At 57.7% G+C, this 19,018-nt stretch carries 10 protein-coding genes; 6 read left to right on the top strand and 4 right to left on the bottom strand.

Annotated elements, in window-relative coordinates:
* Positions 1 to 193 precede the first annotated feature (193 nt).
* Together Poly51_RS07645 and Poly51_RS07640 are read right to left on the bottom strand one after the other, a co-directional pair.
* On the bottom strand, positions 194 to 5,242 hold the full coding sequence (locus Poly51_RS07645; protein WP_146455979.1) for an Ig-like domain-containing protein: 5,049 nt from the start codon (positions 5,240 to 5,242) through the stop codon (positions 194 to 196).
* A 573-nt stretch (positions 5,243 to 5,815) separates the two neighbouring features.
* Positions 5,816 to 7,576: a hypothetical protein gene (locus Poly51_RS07640; protein ID WP_146455977.1), complete on the bottom strand. Its 1,761-nt coding sequence runs from the start codon at positions 7,574 to 7,576 to the stop codon at positions 5,816 to 5,818.
* Between the two features lie 300 nt (positions 7,577 to 7,876).
* On the opposite strand from Poly51_RS07640, the gene Poly51_RS07635 reads away from it, so the two are divergent.
* Positions 7,877 to 9,919 (top strand): hypothetical protein, encoded by a 2,043-nt coding sequence (locus tag Poly51_RS07635; protein WP_146455974.1) that lies wholly within the window; start codon positions 7,877 to 7,879, stop codon positions 9,917 to 9,919.
* 68 nt (positions 9,920 to 9,987) lie between these two features.
* On the opposite strand, the gene Poly51_RS07630 is transcribed toward Poly51_RS07635, so the two are convergent.
* Complete coding sequence (locus tag Poly51_RS07630) at positions 9,988 to 10,731, bottom strand: 4'-phosphopantetheinyl transferase family protein (protein ID WP_146455972.1); 744 nt, start codon at positions 10,729 to 10,731, stop codon at positions 9,988 to 9,990.
* Between the two features lie 132 nt (positions 10,732 to 10,863).
* Between Poly51_RS07630 and Poly51_RS07625 the strand changes: the two genes are divergently transcribed.
* Both Poly51_RS07625 and Poly51_RS07620 read left to right on the top strand, forming a co-directional pair.
* The gene (locus tag Poly51_RS07625) at positions 10,864 to 11,370 is read left to right on the top strand and encodes a hypothetical protein (protein ID WP_146455970.1); all 507 of its coding nucleotides are present in this window, start codon (positions 10,864 to 10,866) and stop codon (positions 11,368 to 11,370) included.
* Positions 11,371 to 11,411: 41 nt separating this feature from the next.
* Positions 11,412 to 12,233: an MBL fold metallo-hydrolase gene (locus tag Poly51_RS07620; RefSeq protein WP_146455968.1), complete on the top strand. Its 822-nt coding sequence runs from the start codon at positions 11,412 to 11,414 to the stop codon at positions 12,231 to 12,233.
* A 261-nt stretch (positions 12,234 to 12,494) separates the two neighbouring features.
* On the opposite strand, the gene Poly51_RS07615 is transcribed toward Poly51_RS07620, so the two are convergent.
* The gene (locus tag Poly51_RS07615) at positions 12,495 to 13,892 is read right to left on the bottom strand and encodes a bifunctional folylpolyglutamate synthase/dihydrofolate synthase (protein ID WP_146455966.1); all 1,398 of its coding nucleotides are present in this window, start codon (positions 13,890 to 13,892) and stop codon (positions 12,495 to 12,497) included.
* A gap of 258 nt (positions 13,893 to 14,150) precedes the next feature.
* Between Poly51_RS07615 and Poly51_RS07610 the strand changes: the two genes are divergently transcribed.
* The 3 genes from Poly51_RS07610 to Poly51_RS30340 are packed head-to-tail and all read left to right on the top strand — an operon-like array spanning position 14,151 to position 18,918.
* Complete coding sequence (locus Poly51_RS07610; protein ID WP_390621753.1) at positions 14,151 to 15,149, top strand: ABC transporter ATP-binding protein; 999 nt, start codon at positions 14,151 to 14,153, stop codon at positions 15,147 to 15,149.
* Positions 15,146 to 17,041: an ABC transporter permease gene (locus tag Poly51_RS07605; protein WP_146455962.1), complete on the top strand. Its 1,896-nt coding sequence runs from the start codon at positions 15,146 to 15,148 to the stop codon at positions 17,039 to 17,041. The genes Poly51_RS07610 and Poly51_RS07605 overlap by 4 nt, the downstream gene beginning before the upstream one ends.
* On the top strand, positions 17,038 to 18,918 hold the full coding sequence (locus Poly51_RS30340; protein ID WP_186775412.1) for an IRE (iron responsive element): 1,881 nt from the start codon (positions 17,038 to 17,040) through the stop codon (positions 18,916 to 18,918). The genes Poly51_RS07605 and Poly51_RS30340 overlap by 4 nt, the downstream gene beginning before the upstream one ends.
* Positions 18,919 to 19,018 lie beyond the last annotated feature (100 nt).

Genomic DNA, 19,018 nt, shown 5'->3' with positions numbered 1-19,018 from the left:
CGGGATCTCGTCGCCTTCCTTCAACGAGGACTCGACGGCATGTTTCATGGGGGGGCTGATACAGTTGCGGTTCCAGATCAGTATCCGGGGTCCAGATCAGTAACCGGCGTAGTTTCGTTGACCATCGCAGCCTGACACGGCCGCGAGCTGACTTCCGTCACGTGTCGTCAGCGTCGGGCCGTTGCTACTTCGATTAGTTCCACAACTTCGATACGTCGCCCGCCAGAAGGTCGAGAACGTCGATCGAGTCATCGTTGCTATCAGTGGTCTCGCCTTCCGCGGACGCGGTTGATGAACCGGCGACTGGTTGACCGGTTGCCGATGTGTCGGCGATCAACGCTTCGCCACTCAGATCAGCGAAGACGGCGTCACTGGCGGCATCCGAACTCAGATCGGTTGCTGTTGATCCGAGCGACTGAGCGACAATCGATTCACCCTCACCACCGGCACGAAGGCTGTTCGATTGACGCGCCAGGTAGTTGATGACCTGCAATGCGTCCAGAGCCGATACGCGAGCGTCACCATTGACGTCGGCAAAGAAGCTTGGTGCCGTTGCACTTCCTTCTTCGCCTTCGCCGGATGGCGAAGTCACTCGGCTCATCGCATTGATGATCAACAATGCGTCGATCGGCGAAACAGCACCGTCGTTGTTGACATCCTGGGCCAGCGTGGGGTTCTGGAACGCGAACGGGTTCGTCACTGTTCCGGCACCGACGTTGATCACTAACTTGTCGTATCGAATTCTCGAAACGTCGATCGGATCGTCTTCGTTGAATAACAATGTGTCTTGGAATGGGAACGAATCAGCGGGCGACCCGATGACTTCGGCGGTTCCCGGTGCGATCGCATCGAAGAACAGCGTTGCCAGGCGCGCGGGGTTGTTGCCCGATGCACCGTCGTTAAGCAGCGTACCGAATTCGTTGATGATGCCCAATCGCGACGCCGTTCCGACACCCGCGTCGGCCACGAAACCGGGACCGAACGAAACATCAAAGTTGAACTCGTCGCTTGCATCGGTGTCGGCCGGGCGAATCACGCCTTGGCTGTAAAGCACGTCCAAGTAACCCGCGAACACATAAGTCGCACCGAAGCTGCGCAGATCTTCCACGTCGATACGGACACCGAATCGATCGCCCGCGTTGACCGTTGTGATTGGCGTGACACCGTCGGCACCGACCAATTGGAAATCGAATGCGACGTCGGCATTGGCGCTGGCGTTGCCCAGTGCCAAAGTGACTTCGGCTGTACTGCGGATGTTGTCGTCGGTGACGATCACATACGTGAATCGTTCCAAGCCGTTCGCATTCGCGTTGGCACGGTAGCTGACAAAGTCATCGTTCAAGTTGGCCGGCGTACCGTTGTCATCGATGAATGCGTTACCGAGCGACGGGTTGGTCACCAAACCGAATTCGCGAATCGTTCCGGTCGGGCCGAGGTTGTCATTGCCAAGGACGTCGATGACGCTGCGATCGAGCGTGTTGGCGTTGATCAATTGACCGTTGCTATCGCGTCCATCGGGGAACGAGTCATCGATTGCCGACGAGAAGTTTCCATTGGGTTGAACGATCAACAGTTCGGTACTACCGAGACGGAGCTGGTTGACCAACAACGCGACATCGGATGCCAGAACCGTGGTTTCGCTTTCGATGTCGTCAGCCGGATTGCTTGCGAATTGAGCCACACCGGGCGCGACCGCTCTCATACGGATCGTGAACAGTTCGGCCGGGCCGGCATGTTGGACTTGGCCGGTGATCTGTTGAACGCCACCGACTTCATCAATCAGTCCGGGCGTTTGTGCGTTTGCACGTTGCAGGCCGTCGGCACGCGAGAACAAAGGTCCGAACGTGATATCGAACGGAAAGTCATCGCTGCCATTCGTGTCCAACGTCGACACCAATTCGTCGGTGTAAAGCAGATCCATGAACGCCGATGCGACGCCTTCGGGATTGGCGAAGGTACGCAGGTCTTCAACCGAGACGCGGACCAAGAATTCTTGGCCGACTTGAACGTTTGTGATCGGGGTGTTGATGTCCGTCGGATCGAAGATGCCGATCGAAAATGCGACGACATCGTCGCTTCGTGATCCGGGTAACAAGTTGATCGTGACGGTGGCACTGCTGATCGAACCGGCCGAGTCTTGAATGCTGTACGTGAATTCTTCGGTGCCGGTGAAACCGGGCTGCGGCGTGTAACGCAGCGATTGACCGCCACCGATAATTTGAATGTTCCCGCCGTTGCTTCCCGGCGTGACACTGGTGATCGAAATGCCGCCGGACAGGCTGGGCACGTCATTGTCCAAAACATTCAACGGGCGTTGCGAGGAGTCTTGGGCGATTTCGAACGAATCGTCCACTGCGATCGGCACGTTGGACTGGAACGTCACGTTGACCACTGCGGTGGCCGTCGATCGGTTTCCGAATTGGTCAACGACCGTATACGTGAACACGTCACGACCCGTGAAACCGTTCGGTGGAGTGTAAAAAATCGACATCTGATCGTTCGATCGGACGACTTGTCCAACCGTTCCAGCCGTGTTGAGGCTGTCGATGCGAAGCGTGTTGTCGGTGGTTTGGAAATCGTTGGCGAGTACGTCTAGGTTGTTCGACAACGTGTTGCGAGCAACAGAGAACGCATCGTTGTTGGCAATCTCGGCCGCGTTGAGAATCGGGAACTGATAATCTTCGACTTCGCCCGAGTTCGCGAACCCGGTCGGGCCCAATCCCGACGTTTGGCTCAAACGGAAACGAACGAACGTCGATCCGACGCTGGCGTTCGCGGGAACATTGACGGTCACATCCATCGCCTGGGCAACGGTGCCGGCGGCGACGGGCAAGTTCGTCGCGAATTGCTCGCCGACGTCAAGGAAGTCACCGTCGCGGTTGAAGTCCATGAAGCCTTGCAGGAACGCCGGAACGCCGGTCGTATTGGTCGCTGTCACGCGGAACGTCGCCGCATCGCCGGGGCCAAGTGGCGACAGCAAGACGACGCCGTCTTCGTCATCGACCGTGCCCGTGGTGTCGTCACCACTTGCGTTCGTCGACGGTTGCCCGTTGGTTTCGCGGTCGACGGTCGCACCCAAGCGAAGCCCGTCGATGATGCCGTGTCCGGCACCGTTGGCCGCGTTGGTGGTACCGTAGGTGTCCGGTGCGTCGCCAAAGTCACGGGTCGGCAACAATCCAAAGTTGGCCGGCGTGTTGACGATCGTGTTGCCGTCGGCGATGACGACATTGGTTCCGTCGAACGTCACCGTGTACTCACCGGCACTTGGCAATGTCGGCGAGAAACCAGCCGTCACCACTTGCCGAACCGTGTAGGTACCTGCGCCAGGTAGAGCAAGCGTGTAACGACCCGACGCATCGGTTCGCGTGTTGGGTTCGCCCAAGTCGGGACGATCGTCGCCGTCCAGATCCAAATACATGTAGACGCCGGCGATACCGCCTTCGCCATTGTCGATCACACCGTCGCGATCGTTATCGGCAAATACGGTGCCCGACAAACCCGAACTGGTTTGGCCGAGACCGAAGTTCAGCGCGACCGTCGATGTGGATGTCACCGTCACTTCGACACGACCGGCCGTCGTCAGGGTTTGACCGGCAGGCGGATTGACGATGATGTTGAACGTTCCCGATCCGGTCGAAAGTCGATAGGTGCCGTCGGCACCCGTGACAGCACGCGGTTCGGAAGCGTCGAGGGTTCGGTTATTGTTCAAGTCGGCATAGACCGTGACGCCGGCAACGCCAGCATCGCCGGTCGGCGAACCATCACCGTTGGCATCGCGGAAAACGCGTCCGCCAACGCCACCCAGGATGCCGCCATCGGTCGTCGTAACGACGGTACCAGTTCCCAGGGTCTGTGACAAAGTTAACGCCGTTTGGTTGAAACCGAACAATCCTTCGCCTCGCGAAAATTCGTCGGTAACAAAGTCAACATTTCGATCGTCGACGGTTCCAAAGATACCGTCGGGACCCGATCCAATGATTTGAGCGAAGTCCGCACCGGGACCTTCGTCCATGATGTTGATGATCGTGTTGGCGCTGGTCGTGTGCCGCATGCCGAAAGAGTGACCGGCTTCGTGCGAGATCAAAAACGCCAAGAATTTGCTCATCGCATCGACGACGCTGGCCGACGGATCGCGATCTGGATCGTCGGCAATGTCAAACACCGAATCGAGCGCACCGATCACGATGTCATCAAGGCTAAAGTTTCCGATGTCAAGCGTCGACGAAATTCCGATGGTATTGATCTCGATATCGTCGACAGTACCGCCCAAAATGACGCGGCTGACCAACGGATTGAAACCAGGATCGGCGTGGTCGCGACTATTCAGAATCGTAACACCGAAGTCACCGGGATTCCCGGTCGTGTCGAAATCGCCGTTATTACCACTGACGCCTAACTGACCAAACATCCGCTTGGTTTCGACGATCGTTTGATCGATCAGTTCGTTGAGAGCAGCGAAATTTGTTTCTTCAAGTCCTAGCAACGGCAGCGATTGCTGCAGCGAAGGAATTCGCACGACACCGCCGGACGGGTCGCCGAACACGGTGCGCGGATAAAAACCACCGTCGAAGTCGATGAAGATGATCTGTTCCGAGCCCACGGGGAACGACTCGATGATAGGGCGATAGGCTCGCAGCCCCATCGTGTACGAACCAGTGATGTCGATCGGCGAGACAGTGATGAAGTAAGTACCGTCTTCAGGAATGACCTGTGCAACGATAGCGTTGCCATTCGTCTGTAACGGCGAATCCGTTGGGTACCCAATCCCTTGGTTCGAATCGGCTGCGTAAAGAAGGCGTCCGAATTGGTTGGAGACCGTTATCGAACCGGCCGCACCGGTCACTGCGATGTCAAGAATGTCGCCGGCTCGCAAATCGACCCGGTAGGTGTCCAAATCGCTGATCAGGCTCGGCGGAATGGACTGCGAGAAACCGAGGGGAAGCGTTCCCGTCACGTCGATCGTGTCCTGTTGGCCTGCTCCGGTGCCCAGCGGAATGAACTGAGCCTGGGTGAAGAAGTCGTTGCTGTTCGGGTTCAGCGTGCCTTCCTGTTCCAGAACCGGCGCTGCGATCACCGTCCCGATGTTCCGCGGCGCCGTGTAGATCGGCACACTGGCCGGCAGGCCGGCAGCCAACAGTTCGCGTTTTTCCAAGCCTTCGACCGTCAAACGCCGCTTACGGTTTTTTTGACCAGCGGCTTGGCGACGAGATTCTTTAGAATTCAATTCGTTTCGTTTGATCATCGAGGGTCTCTACCAAACTGAAGACCAACAACCGCCTGCGGGCGCTGGACCGATCGACTTGGGGTGGATGAACGGAGTGACGGTGTTAATTCTGCCAAAAATCCGCGACAAGGCAATCGAATCCTCCTGCGAATGCCTGGAAACAGTTTTCTAGCGTTACGGGACCAATGGTTTTTGGCGTCATGGACTAGCATCGGCCGAAACATTCTCTTTCGTTTGCCAAATGGCCATTGCCGTCTTATTCGGACCAGTGCCTCCCCATTCGGAAGCAGGAAAAATGGGAAGGCTGCGAGGTTTTGATAAGATGCAGCTGCGATTCTAGTTGCACCCCTACGAGTGTCAACGAACCGCACCTTCTGGGACGCGGTAGCCTAGTCAAAGTTCCAGGCCACACCAGCAAAATCGTCGAAACCGGAAACGTTGTGCCGTTTGCGTGGACGGGCGTTTGATTTAGAAATCGACACAAACGACGAAAAACCCGTCCCTGGACTATACCGAGGACGGGTTTTCGAATTTTCACCGATTTTTGTTATTCCACCGCTGATCTTGGACGATTCGAGGCGGCGACAACCGTTACCAAAGGTACTCGGCACCGAACGAGAAGCCGTTGAGTACCAGCGAATCAAACTCGATCCCAGGTCGTGAGACGTTCTGGGTGCTGACTGCATTGTTGATGAATTCGCGATTGAATTCCGGGTTGCCCACCTCGTCGATCGCGATCAGGTAGTAAGCCGATCGGAGGGTCCACGAGTGGCTCAGTCGGTAAGCCAGTTGCGACGAGAACTCAACCGCAAAGGTGCCTTCATCTTGGCGGAACGCGTCCGAAGCCAGGGCGACCGAGTTTGATCCGATGTTGTATCGGCGGCGAGCCTCGTTCTTTAACCATGCACCCTTCAATTCAACACCGAGTTGGATACCGGGGGTCATGTTGTACCAAAGGTCACCCCCAATCTGGGCACCCAGCATGCTGTTCTGGACGCTGTCGCTGGCATTGAAGAACCGCAGGGTCGGGTCGATCACCGAATCTCCGGCTGCTCCGTTTCCGCCTTGGGTGCCGTCATCGGTCAGGCCGACGATGTCCAGGCCCAAGGAGTTGTCGTAGCGAAGGTATCGCAGTCCGGCCAACCATGATCCTTGGAATCGGCAGTATGGGCCGACGGTACGGCGACGATAGTTGATCTCACCGCTGTGGAAACTGGCGTTATTGGTGACACGTTGCGAGATCGAACGGTCGGTGTCGTCGAAGCCACCCGTAGGGTTCGTTCCGAACTCGCTGATGAAGGAATACAGGTCGGCACCCGAGCTCAAGATGAAAGGTTGGTTGCCTGGGCTGACTCCGACAAGCGGGTTCGGGTCAAACGCAGTGTTGGGAATCAAAACGGCGGGCGAGCTGGCACTTGCCGAGCCGTTCCATTCTTGGCCGCCCATGTACGTTCCTTCGATGCTGCCACCGACGCCGAAGATCAAAGCACCCGACAAACGGGCACCGGCTTCGATTCCGTCTTCGACAATGTCGCCGGCCGAGATCACTGGGGTTCCGCCCGGACCGCTACCACGTTGTGTGATGACGTTGGTGCCGATACCCGATGTCGAGCGATCCAAGAACAATGCTTCGGCCGAAATGTCATACCATCGTTGGGCACATTTGCCCGCTTCGGTATACGGTGCCAAAGCACCCAACAAGCCCGCCAGCGATCGACCACTGAACATCTGACATGCTTCGCAACCGTCGCCGCGACAGAAGATACACAAGTGACGCAGCCCCGAGAGCTCTCCGTCACCACCGTGCATCTTGCCCAGCACACCGCCGGCCAGAACGCCACCGCTCATGCCACAAGCACCGGTGCCGCCGCACGCACCACCGCATGCTCCGTCACAGCCGCCATACATGGATCCGCCGTAGACCGATTCGCCGTACATGCCGGGGGCCATGGAATAGCCTCCGCCGCCGCTGCAACAACCGCTGTCACAGCCGCCGCTGCCGGAACTGTCACAGTCGCTGCCGCCCAAGAATCCGACCTGCTGGACGGATGTCTGTGGTGCGTATCCGACCGGTTGGCCGTAGCCCGCTTGGGCGTTCACGCCGCTTAGCTGCGGGACATGGCCCGGTCCTGCTTGAGCGGCATAGCCGGTCCGTTGAACGGGTCCCGACGATGTCAGCCCGGCAATCGCTCCCGGCGGCATCTGGCCGCTTGCTGGCATCACAAAGCCGCTGGCTTCATAGTCCAGATCGGCGTTCATGGCGCGAGGAGGTTGAGCGGAGGCAGGTCGATTCTCCAAGGATACGCAGGTGACCAGCGTCACTGCGGCGACCAAGATTGTGATTGATTTCATTTGAGTCATTCGTTGCATCGCAAACGTCTCCGCCTCGCTAGGGGCCGGTTTTTTAACTGGCGGAAACGGAAGTTACTGAGGCCATTGCGGTCGATCGAGAATCCGATTCCGATCGGCCGGCCGTTCAGAACAACCGCTCCAGGCGGAACTATCGGCACGATCGGCCCCCGAGATTCGGTTATTCCGCCAGATCCGAGTAGGAAAACTTTGCGGGCCGCAACTCAGAGAGTGCCCCCGATGGGATAAAATCGTTCGATTCACGGCCTTTGAATCACTTTTCCTCGCAAACGGACCGAAACCGTGCTCGATCGAAAAACCATCGAATCGACGCTCCAACAAATCCGCGACGGAGAACTTTCGACCGACGAGGCGACCGATTTCCTGCTGGAACTGGACTCAGCGGCCGTCCACGATTCTCCCACAGCGACTTCGAACGACCCTCACGCTGAATCGGAATCGATCGCATCGATCGTGGCTCGATTAGGCCCGCCGCCCGCGGAGATCGTCGAAACATGGCGCCGTCAATTGATCTCGATCGCAGCCGAACACGAATCCGAAACCGGTCAACCGATAGCCGGGATCGAGTCCGCCGATTGCCAATTGATCAGCGACGGCCGGTTGATGTGGAAGGGTCACGTCGCCATGCCACCCGCATCCGACGCCCCCGCGATTTCCATTAGCCAAGTTTCACGCGATTCCGTCGAAGCATTCGGGCGTCCATGGCACGCCGAGTCCGATTTCAAACGCGTCGAAATCGAAAACCCAGAAGCCGAAGCGGACGCCGAACAACTCGAGCCCTCGTCGCCTAAGCCCTCGTCGCCTAAGCCCGATGCGCCACGTCCTGCCACTCGGGACCCCAAACCGCCGACCGGCGTTGGGAAACGATGGTTCGTCCGCGCCGCCACCGCTGCTGCACTGCTTGCCTGCATCGCGGCAAGTTACTTCATCGTCAACAGCGCGATGAAGCCGGAAACGGTCGCCGTCAAATCATCCAAGTCGGCGGCAGCCAGAAAAACGCCGCCGCGCAACACCGTCGACATCTTCGACTTTTCGTCCGAACCGACGGCCGAAGACTTGGAAACGTTTGAATCGATGACCGAATCCGAATTGGCGACGCTGGAAAGAGAAACGCAAGTCGAAATGGAAGCCGACGCCAAGTCGCTTTCGCTCGATGCGTTCATGCCCGCGACGGCGATGTTCTCGCCCGCATCGAACTCGAACACATCGAATTCAAACGAAGCCTCCATCACGAATCCAGCACTTGCACCGGAGCCACCCGAGGAAAGCGTCACGGATGAAACCCGTGCCAACACCGACACGCCTGCAGCGATGCACACGGCCGATTTGGACAGCGACGATGGCACAGCGCCGCCCGAATCGGAACAGCAAACAGTCGTTGCTCCATCGGCCGGAAGTGTCGCCGTCGCCATCGAACGAACACCGACCATCAGCGAAGTCGATTCCGTGGCTCCGTTTTCGATCGGACCTCGACTGGGCGAATCACTGAGTCTTGATTTCCCATATGACGTGCCCCTAAAAATGGAAACCGTTGGCGACGAAACCTACAACATCGTCGACACACGAAAGGCGAACGCTATCGCAACGCTCACGTCGACCGACGACGGTTTGACGATGGCGTGGACGGCGCCGTCGGCCACCTCATCGAGTGCGTCGATGATCGTGCATGGACGCTTGAAAGACGGGTCCGGCGGCAGTCTTTTCTTGCGGCCCGTTGTGGAAGCGGAGCCGTTCCGATTGCGTCTCGATACGCCCGATTCGATGCCGACGTGGAATTTGGAAGCCCCCATTCCGCCTCGCGTCGCGAAGATTTCCGTCGACATTGAACTGCCCAAAGACGTGGAAATCACGTGGGCCGAAACGATCCAGCCCGATCAAATCCGCCGCGCTCGCGGTATGGCGGTTTTGATGTACCAGGACAACGAGAACGTCGCCTTGGGTGTGCGGATGGACATCCGATGCAGTCGAAAATTGCAATGCCGAATGCGGTTCGCGGGCCGACTCGATTCGTCAATGCCCTGGAATATCGTGTCCCGTTCCGGGCTCGAAACGTTCGCGGACCAGTTGGCGTATCAATCCGAATTGGTCGCCCGCGAAGCAACCCGATTAGACGGCGTCTACGAGATCGCCAATTCGTTGGGCCGCCGAGTGATCAAGATGAAACAGACGCGCAACGACGCGCTGGCCGAAAACATTCGCACGACCCTGAGACGAGTCGCCGAACTCGAATCCCTCGTCGCGGCGGTCGAATTAGAGGCGAAGCTAAAGCTGCGAGTCTGGATCGACTGGCCCGATACTCAGCAGACCATTTTAACAATGGACTAACGACTTTCCCTACGGCAACTTGGAAGTCGGCTCAGGATGGTTCCTAACGAGTTGCTTCCGTACAGATTCTAAGTCGACACCAGCTCGTCAAAGCTGTGCAGTTCCAACGCGAGCGTTGCCGCTTGACCGGGTGCGACCGCAACCGCGCCGATGAAACCGGGCCGAGGTGCGACGCAGTAAAACTGCCATTGCCGATCGCTTTCCAGTTTCGGGTCGAGCATCCGAATTTTGGGGCTATCCGATTCGATTTCCTCAAACGCGAAATCGGCGAGCGGCGTTTGCAAACCCGTGCCGATCGCTTTGATGAACGATTCTTTCAAAGTCCAAATTCGCAGGAACGCCGCGCGGCGGGCGTCGCCGGTTCCACACGTTTTCAAGAATTCGATTTCGGGTTTCGAAAAATAACGGTCGGCCAGTCCCGGATCGGTCCGTCGATCCAGCCGTTCGATGTCCACGCCGACCAACGAATCGGGACGGTCAGCGATGCCGCACATCACCAACCCGTCGGTGTGAGCCACGTTGAACGGACGCCGCGCCGTGTCGGGTTCGATCACAAACGGTTTACCGTACGTTTCGATGTCGAACCGAATCGCGTCCGGCGGGATTCCGTTGGCACCCAATAATTGCCGCGCCATCCCACGGCCGATCACGTGTTGATTGCGGCTGGTCGGTTGGCGAAACCTGTCCGCGCGTTGGCGTTCGGATTCGTCAAGCCAACTCTCGCAGTGACGCTCGATCGGGCCGGCCGGACCCGACGAGCTGGTCGCGTGCCAAACTCGCACAGTTTCGGTGTTGGGTGGGTCGGAAGTCATATCGGCAAACGGGTTTTCGGAATCGCCAAACGGTTCAATCGGCAAAACAAGAGTTACTGATCATGTCGCTGCAATGCGAGTTTCTTCAAGCCGACTGTTTTTGGCTACCGCCGAGCGCCGATCGAATCATCCATGGTATGGCAACTCTGCATCGCGATGGCCGAAGTCCAACGGTCACAATTCCTGGCGGTTGCCGGTTTTGTGATGCTGGGGTGGGTGCTTGCCCGGCGGACGCTGCGAAATCGCAAGCGGGTCAACCAAGATACCAGGGCTGCCAACAAAGAACTGCACCGAATCCGAACGTCAAAACCGTCGGCGTTGCCGCTGGCCGATGCGCCGCCGGAGACCCAGCGGTGGCAGGTCGCCCTGTTCGACACCCAGCGCGAACTGAAGGCCGAACTCGACACGCGGATCGTGATCGTGCAAACGCTGCTGCGCCAAGTTGACGCTAAAATTCGGCACCTCAGTGAATTGCAGGGTCGACCCGAGATCGAACCGGCAGCCGACCCCGCCGGCGATCGTCGCCACGAAATCGAAGCGATGGTCATGAGCGGTCACACCGCCGAAGAAATCGCCAAGGCGATGGGATTGCCGATCGGCAACGTCGAAATGACGATCGCCACGGTGCGAGTCGGCTAAGACTCTCGCCGAACGTCTCGTGCATCGATACACTTCACCCCATGGAAGTGATCACCTTGCAATCGGGAAGCAGCGGCAATTGTGTTTTCGTCGAAGCCGACGGAGTTCGATTGCTATTTGACGCGGGCATCAGTGCTCGCCAAGCCGAACTTCGGTTGGCCCAGCACGGTCGCGACATCTGTGACATCGACGCCCTGGTCATCTCGCACGACCACCGTGATCACTCCACCGGCATCGGCACGTTCCATCGCAAATTCGGGCTGCCGGTCTACGTCACGGCGAAGACTTTCCAAGAAGTTCGCCGGCGAATCAAGATTGGTCCGGTCAGCGACCTGCGTCACTTCGTGGCCGGCGACACGCTCTCGTTTGGTCCGGTCAAAGTTGAAACCCATTCGACGCCTCACGACGCGGCCGATGGAGTCGTATTCGTCGTCGAAGACTCACAGCATCGGTTCGGATTGCTGACCGATCTGGGTCACGTGTTTGAAGGACTGGGCGAACTGATGTCGACGCTCGACGCAGTGTTGATCGAAAGCAATTACGACCCCGACATGCTGGACCGCGGTCCGTATCCTGAATTTTTGAAGCATCGCATTCGAGGCCCCAAGGGACACTTGTCCAACCTCGACTGCGCGATGCTGTTGAAGAAAGCCGTCCGCGATCGGTTGCGATGGGCGTGCCTGGGACACCTGTCCGAAACGAACAACGATCCCGAAGTCGCGATGCGAACGCACCACGAAATCCTGGGTGCCGAGTTCCCCCTGCGCTGTGCCGACCGAAAGGCAGCGTCAACAAAGATGCTGATCGGCGACCACCAGACGGACAACCCGACGTGGACCCGCGACGCCGCTCGCGGGACGTGAGCTGCAAAGCAGTTCACGAAACCCCAAAGAAACCCTGCGACGGCGTCGCAGGGCCGCGTTGGGTGATCCGAAACCTGAGACCCTCTCTGGTATCGACGCAACCCCGAACATCAAATTTCACCCTCCCGAGGGAGGGAGGGTAAATTCCGTCCCTAGGGAGAGTGAAACGGTGGCGCAGCTTCGAAGCTATCCGATTGCCGCATCGGTTTCAAATTTCGTCATCGCAACGCTTGTAGCCAGCTCGCTCGCGAAAGCCTTCGATCATGACTCGTTCGAACGCATCCACGGCGCCGCTTCGGCCGCTAGGAAAAAAGAACCGCACACGACCAGCGTTCCATCGGGTGAAACCGTTCGCAGTGCCGCTTCGCATGCCGCGATTGCGTTTTCGTTGACCGCCGCTTTCGCCACGATCGAATCGGGGACCATCGCCATCAGTTCCGCCGGTGGCCTCCACCGCGGATTGCCTTGGAATCGCGTCAATTGGATCGTTCGCAAATCGACTTGCATTGCCAATTGGGCGATCAATTCCAACATCCGGTCGGCCGACTTGTCGTGGCTGGTCCCGAACACGATCGCGACCGGACCCGTCGCCCGGTTGCGAACCGAGTCACAGAGCGCCCCGATCGAATCTTCGTTGTGCGCCGCGTCCACGATACCGGTCACTCCCGAATTCAATCGGTACCGTTGAATCCGCCCCTCGCAGCAAAGGTTCGCCAACGCCCCGGCGATCGTGTCGTCGTCGATCGAAAGCGATAGCCGGTCGCGAAGCACTTGAGTGATCGCGATCGCGGTGGCGGCGTTGCGTGATTGATGCTGGCCTTCCATCGCCAGCGTCGTTGCAAGGGAAGCCGAAAGCGGCGACGTTTTTCCATGAAATTCGACGTTGGACCCCCAATCGGGCTTCAGCTTCCAATCGATCGAGAAGTCGCGGTCGATCTTTAGCAGTCGCGCGTTCTGGTTGGACGCCACCTGCTCGATGACGTCGGCCGGTTCGTCGGCGACCACGCCGCTGATGACGGGCACGCCCGGTTTGATGATGCCCGCTTTTTCCGCTGCGATTTTGGCTAGCGTGTCGCCCAGGACGTGTTGGTGATCCAGTCCGATCGTGGTGATAGCCGTCACATCGGGCCGGCACACGTTGGTGCTGTCCAGTCGTCCGCCCAGACCCGTTTCCAGCACCACGGCGCCGCAACCGCTGCGATGGAAATGCAACAGCGCCAGCGCCGTCGTCAGCTCGAAAAACGATGCCGCGCCTTTATCTTCGGCGATCAATTCTTCGTCCAACGGCCGAACCGTATCGACCAACCGAACCAAGTCAGCCGGCCGGCAAAGTTCGCCATCGACCCGAAATCGTTCTTCCAAGTCGTACAGGTGCGGCGACGTGTACAGTCCTGTTTTGATGCCCGCGGCGGTCAACGAAGCGGCGACCATCGACGCCGTCGATCCTTTGCCCTTGGTGCCGGCGATGTGAACCAGCGGCACGTGCGGCCCCGACTCGTCACCGTGCAACCAATGCCCCAGATCGAGCCGCTGCAGCAGTTCTCGCATTCGCGTCAAACGAAACGGATACCGCGACGTTCCGCTGGTCATCCGTTCGTAATTGATTCGGTCGTACAAAAAATCGAGGGCTTGCCGATAAGCCCCATCGTCGTTGGTCACGTCGTGTCGCCGCGCAAAATGGGTGCGAAAAAGAAGACCCCGCTCGAAGTGATTGATTGACCGATCGGGCGAGGCTTGGCAAGTCCCCTGGAGTCGGGGAAAACGGGCGAATCATCGGGAAACGCCCATCGTTTCTATGAAGATACTCCGAAACATTCTTTCGGTACGCGGGTGAACCGTTGCCAGCCACGCCCCGTAGCGTACAAACCTGTTCATATTTCTTTGATCGATACACGTCACTTTTCCAGAAGCTTGCCCGTGGATAACGAAGCAACTGCGGTCGCTGAGGCCCAAAACAGTGCCTCATCGCAGACCCAAACCAACCCGACCGACTCGGGCGTCGTCATCGAGACTCGCAACCTCAGTAAAATTTATCGCGACTTTTGGGGTCGAAAGAAGGTTCACGCGCTCAAGTCGCTGGACATCGAAGTCAAAAAGGGCGAAATTTTCGGCCTGCTCGGACCCAACGGCTCGGGCAAATCGACCACAATCAAGCTGATTCTGGGGCTTTTGTTCCCCACCAGCGGCCGTGTGTTGGTGTTCGATAAAGACGCCACCGAAACCAGCAAGAACGAGCGAATCGGGTACCTGCCCGAGGAATCGTATCTGTACAAGTTCTTGACGGCCGAGGAAACGCTCGACTTTTACGGTCGTTTGTTCGACATGTCCAGCGCTGATCGCCGTCGCCGGGTCGCCGAGCTGATCGAATTGGTCGGCCTGAAGGGCGCCAAGCACCGTCAGCTTCGCGAATACAGTAAAGGGATGACCCGCCGAGTCGGTTTGGCCCAGGCGTTGATCAACGACCCCGACTTGATCCTGCTGGACGAACCGACGACGGGTCTGGACCCGATCGGTACCCGCGAAATGAAGGACTTGATCCTGGCCCTTCGCGACCAAGGCAAAACGGTTCTGCTTTGCAGCCACCAATTAGCGGACGTGCAAGACGTTTGCGACCGCGTCGCGATTCTGCACCAAGGCGAACTGAAGGAACTCGGCCGCGTATCGGAACTGTTGAAGGTCCAGGACGTTACCGAAATCCACGCCACCGGATTGGATGACGCGACGAAGGCCGAGATCGCCGAACTGATCGCTCGCAAGGGCGGCCACGTCAAGTCGATCGACAACCCGACCGCGACGATGGAAGACCTGTTCTTGAACATCGTTCGCGAAAGCGAAGCCCGCCCCGGTGCCCGACGCGTAACGTCGTCATCGGATCAAACTGGCGAGAGCGTCCAGAAGAGCGAGGGCGGTCAATGACCCTTGAACCGGAAGATTTCTGGTCGTTCTACGAATGGTTGCTACGACCCAATGCGTTTCTAGAAAGTGCGGCGTTGCAAGGCATCGTGCTGTTGGTGCTGGCCGTCGTGCTAGGACTTTTGATCGGTTACGTCGTTTCGGCGGCCCGATACGGACCCGTCGAAGGTTTCTATGCGGTCGCCCGTGTGATTCGCGACTTGGTGCGTTTTGATTTGCCCGGCACTTCGGCTCGCCGAATCTATGCATTGGCCCGTTTGGCTTTCAAAGAAGCGATTCGCCGCCGCGTTTTGTTCGTGGTCGGATTGTTTTTGGTTGTGTTGTTGTTGGCGGGTTGGTACTTGAACCCCGACAGCGACGACCCGGCCCGGCTTTACATCAGCTTCGTCTTGACGGCGACGAACTATCTTGTGCTGGCGCTTGCGCTGTTCATCAGTACGTTCTCGTTGCCCGCGGAAATCAAGAGCAAAACGATTTACTCGATCGTTACCAAACCGGTGCGACCGACCGAAATCGTGCTGGGCCGAATGATCGGCTTTGTCGGCGTCGGCACGTTGGTGCTGATCCCAATGGGTTTGGCCAGTTATCTGTTTGTCACGCGAGGACTGCGTCACACGCACCAGGAGGTCATCGATGTCGAAGAACTCAGCAACGGCCGACTGATCGGTGAGACCGATTACGTACGCAACCACAAGCACACCTTTTCGATTGAACCCGATGCCGACGGTGAAGGTTTGACCGACACGGTTCGCGGTCACCAACACGTTGTGACGCGAAAGTCCGACGGGTCGTTCGCGATCGGTCCACCCAACGGCGCGCTGCGTGCTCGGATTCCATCGTACGGCGATATTCAGTTCTATGATCGCAGCGGCGAAGCGAAAGATGCTGGCATCGACGTTGGTAACGAACGTCTGGCCGGCGGTTACGGCAGCTCCGGTGTGTCGCGCTTGATCGGCTTGTCACGTGGCACGCGGAAAGCGGAACACGGTTACGTCGAAGGCGGAACCTTGGGTGCGGCCGAGTACACGTTCTATCAGGTCACGCCCGAACGTTATGAACTTGGTTTACCGGTTGATTTGTCCGTCCGTGCCTACCGTTCATACAAGGGTGATATCGAATCGGGCATCCGTGGTTCGATCACGATGAAGCACCCGACCAAAGAAATTGAGTCCAACCCGATTCCCTTTATCGTCGACGAATACACAGTCGATGAAAGGGTGCTGCCGCTCGACATCGAAGGTACCGACAACAACGAAACTCGCTTGCTGAATGTCTTCGATGACCTGGTCGACGAAAACGGTCGCATTAAGATTGTCGTTCGCTGTTTGGACCGCAGCCAGTATTTGGGCATGACGCGAAGCGGTGTCTACTTGAGACCTGCCGAGAGCTCATTCTGGTGGAACTTGGTCAAAGCGTACATGTCGATCTGGCTACAGATGACAATGGTGATCGCATTCGGCGTTATGTTCAGTACGTTCCTGAGCGGTCCCGTTGCGATGGTGGCGACCTTCGTATGCGTGTTGCTCGGCTTCTCGGCCGAACAGGTTTACGACACCCGTCACTACATCGACGAAGGGGTCGCTCGCGGCGGTGGTCCGGTCGAGTCGCTGGTGCGGTTGCTGCGACAAGATGCGATGACGACCGAATTGGACGTCGACTCGCTGGCGGCCACGGTGATCAAAACGACCGATGCGGGAATCGTTTACACGCTCGACGCGATCGCGACGGCGCTACCGAACTTGCCCAAGATGGTTGGCACCGCCGAGTATGCGGCCAGCGGTTTCGACATCTTCGGTGCGTTACTTCTGCGTCACGCCGCCGCCACGCTCGGATATTGCGTGTTGGCTTTCATTGTCAGTTACTTCTTCCTGAAATCGCGTGAGATCGCGGCATGAACCGTACGACTATTCTTCGACGAAAACTTACGTACCTGGTCATCCTGGTCGCCATGTTGATCCCGCTGTATTTGCTGGGACAACCATCGGGCGGCAAGACTGACTTGGGCGGCGAGCTGTCCGAAATGCGGATCAAGTACAACATCGCTGAAAGCGATCTTGGCGAGATTAGCCCGGCCAGCGAAACGATGAAGCTGGCGTCACTCGGCTTGCGAGGTGTCGCAGCCACGTTGCTGTGGAACAAGGCGCACGAGTATCGCGTGATGCACGAATGGGATCGCTTGAAGGCGACGCTCAACAACATCGCGTTGCTGCAACCTCACTTCGACAAAGTTTGGGAACACCAGGCCCACAACTTGGCATACAACGTGTCGACCGAATTCGACGATTACCGCCAACGTTACGAAATGGTCCGCGAGGGTACCGAGTTTCTGACGCGAGGCGTTCGACAAAACCGTAACGCGCCGCGGCTGATTTGGTACACGGGATGGTTCTATGGATCAAAGATGGGGATGTCGGACGAGAAGGTCCAATTCCGACGTCTTTTCGCTGACGATGATGTGCTGCACGAGGAATTGCTGGGCGAAAACATCGCCGTCGACAGCCCCGAAGCGCGTGGCCCATTGGGCAAGCCAGACAATTGGTTGGTCGGACGACTGTGGCTTAATCACGGTTACGAAATGGTCGATGCGGGCGTCAAAATTCGCCGCCAAACACCGCTCAACTTTTACGAAACGGGACCGAAGTGGCGAATCCAACACGCCGAGGCGATCGAACGCGAAGGCATTCTGGATGAACGCGCCCAAAACGCTTGGCAGATGGCCAGCGAGGACTGGAATGCATTCGGCAATCGCAGCATTCCAACGACTTCCCCGTTCACGATCAAACTCGGTTCGCTAGAAGAGCTAGAACGTCAGAAGGACGAAAAGATCGAACAGGTCCGCGAGCTCGTCAAAGACGCTTTCGATGTCGAACAGCAGGCGAGAATCGATTCGCTTGTAGACGAACATCGCAAACTTTGGGAAACACCCGTCGACGAGTTGCCCTACGCCGATCGCGACATGTACGCGTCGATCAAGGAAGGTGTCATACCCGACTTGACGAAACTCGCTCGAACCGCCGATCCGTCGGTCCGCTTACGAGCAATCGAGCTGGTCGGCGAACTGGACGATCTGGAAGAACGTTTGATCAAAGTCCGTGGCTACCGAACGCAAATCAACTTCCCGTATTGGAAGACGCTTGCATTGGCGGAACAGGAAGAGCGAACGGTCAGAGCACGCCGGTTGATCTTTGACGCTGAAAAAGCCAACGAAAACGCCGAACTGGACAAAGCGATCGCGCTGTACGAAGAAGGCTTTGAAGTTTGGGCAGAGATCTTTGACGACTACCCGCTGCTGACAATCGACGACGCGGCCCAAGACCTGTTCGAATCACTCAAGCGATACTCGGTAGCCATCGACAGCGAAGAAATTCCGGAAGGCTTCCCGCTGCGAACCTTCGTCGAACTGATGGGTGAATACGGACAAGTGGACTCGACTCTTTACGCGTCGATTCAAGAAGAAGCAGAAGCGACGGCGATTGCTCGGAAAGCCGAACTGGCCGAAGAAGAACGTTTGAGAGAAGAAGCAGCCAAGGCCGAAGAGAAAGCGGCGATGGAAAAGGAAGCCGCAGAAAAGGAAGCGGCGAAGAAAGCGGCATCCGAAAAGAAAGCTGCTGAGAAGAAGGCCAAAGCAGAGAAACGAAAAGCCGAGAAAGAGGCGGCAGAAGCCAAAGAGGCTGACGCCGCAGAAACTGAATCGAACGCTTCGCCAGCCGACAGCGACAGTCCCACCGACGCCGAAAACGGCGAAGATGTCGATGGCGAAAAAGCCGAATGAGTCGGTCGTCAGATTTGATAAGCTGACCCAAGAATCTCTCATGCGGGGCTGGCCAAGAGGTCAGACGCATTCACTTTTCCTGTAACCTGCTGACGGTACG

Source organism: Rubripirellula tenax (assembly GCF_007860125.1).
Taxonomy (GTDB): domain Bacteria; phylum Planctomycetota; class Planctomycetia; order Pirellulales; family Pirellulaceae; genus Rubripirellula; species Rubripirellula tenax.
The sequence above is the reverse complement of the archived record's forward strand: the minus strand, read 5'-3'. Positions and strand labels throughout refer to the sequence as shown.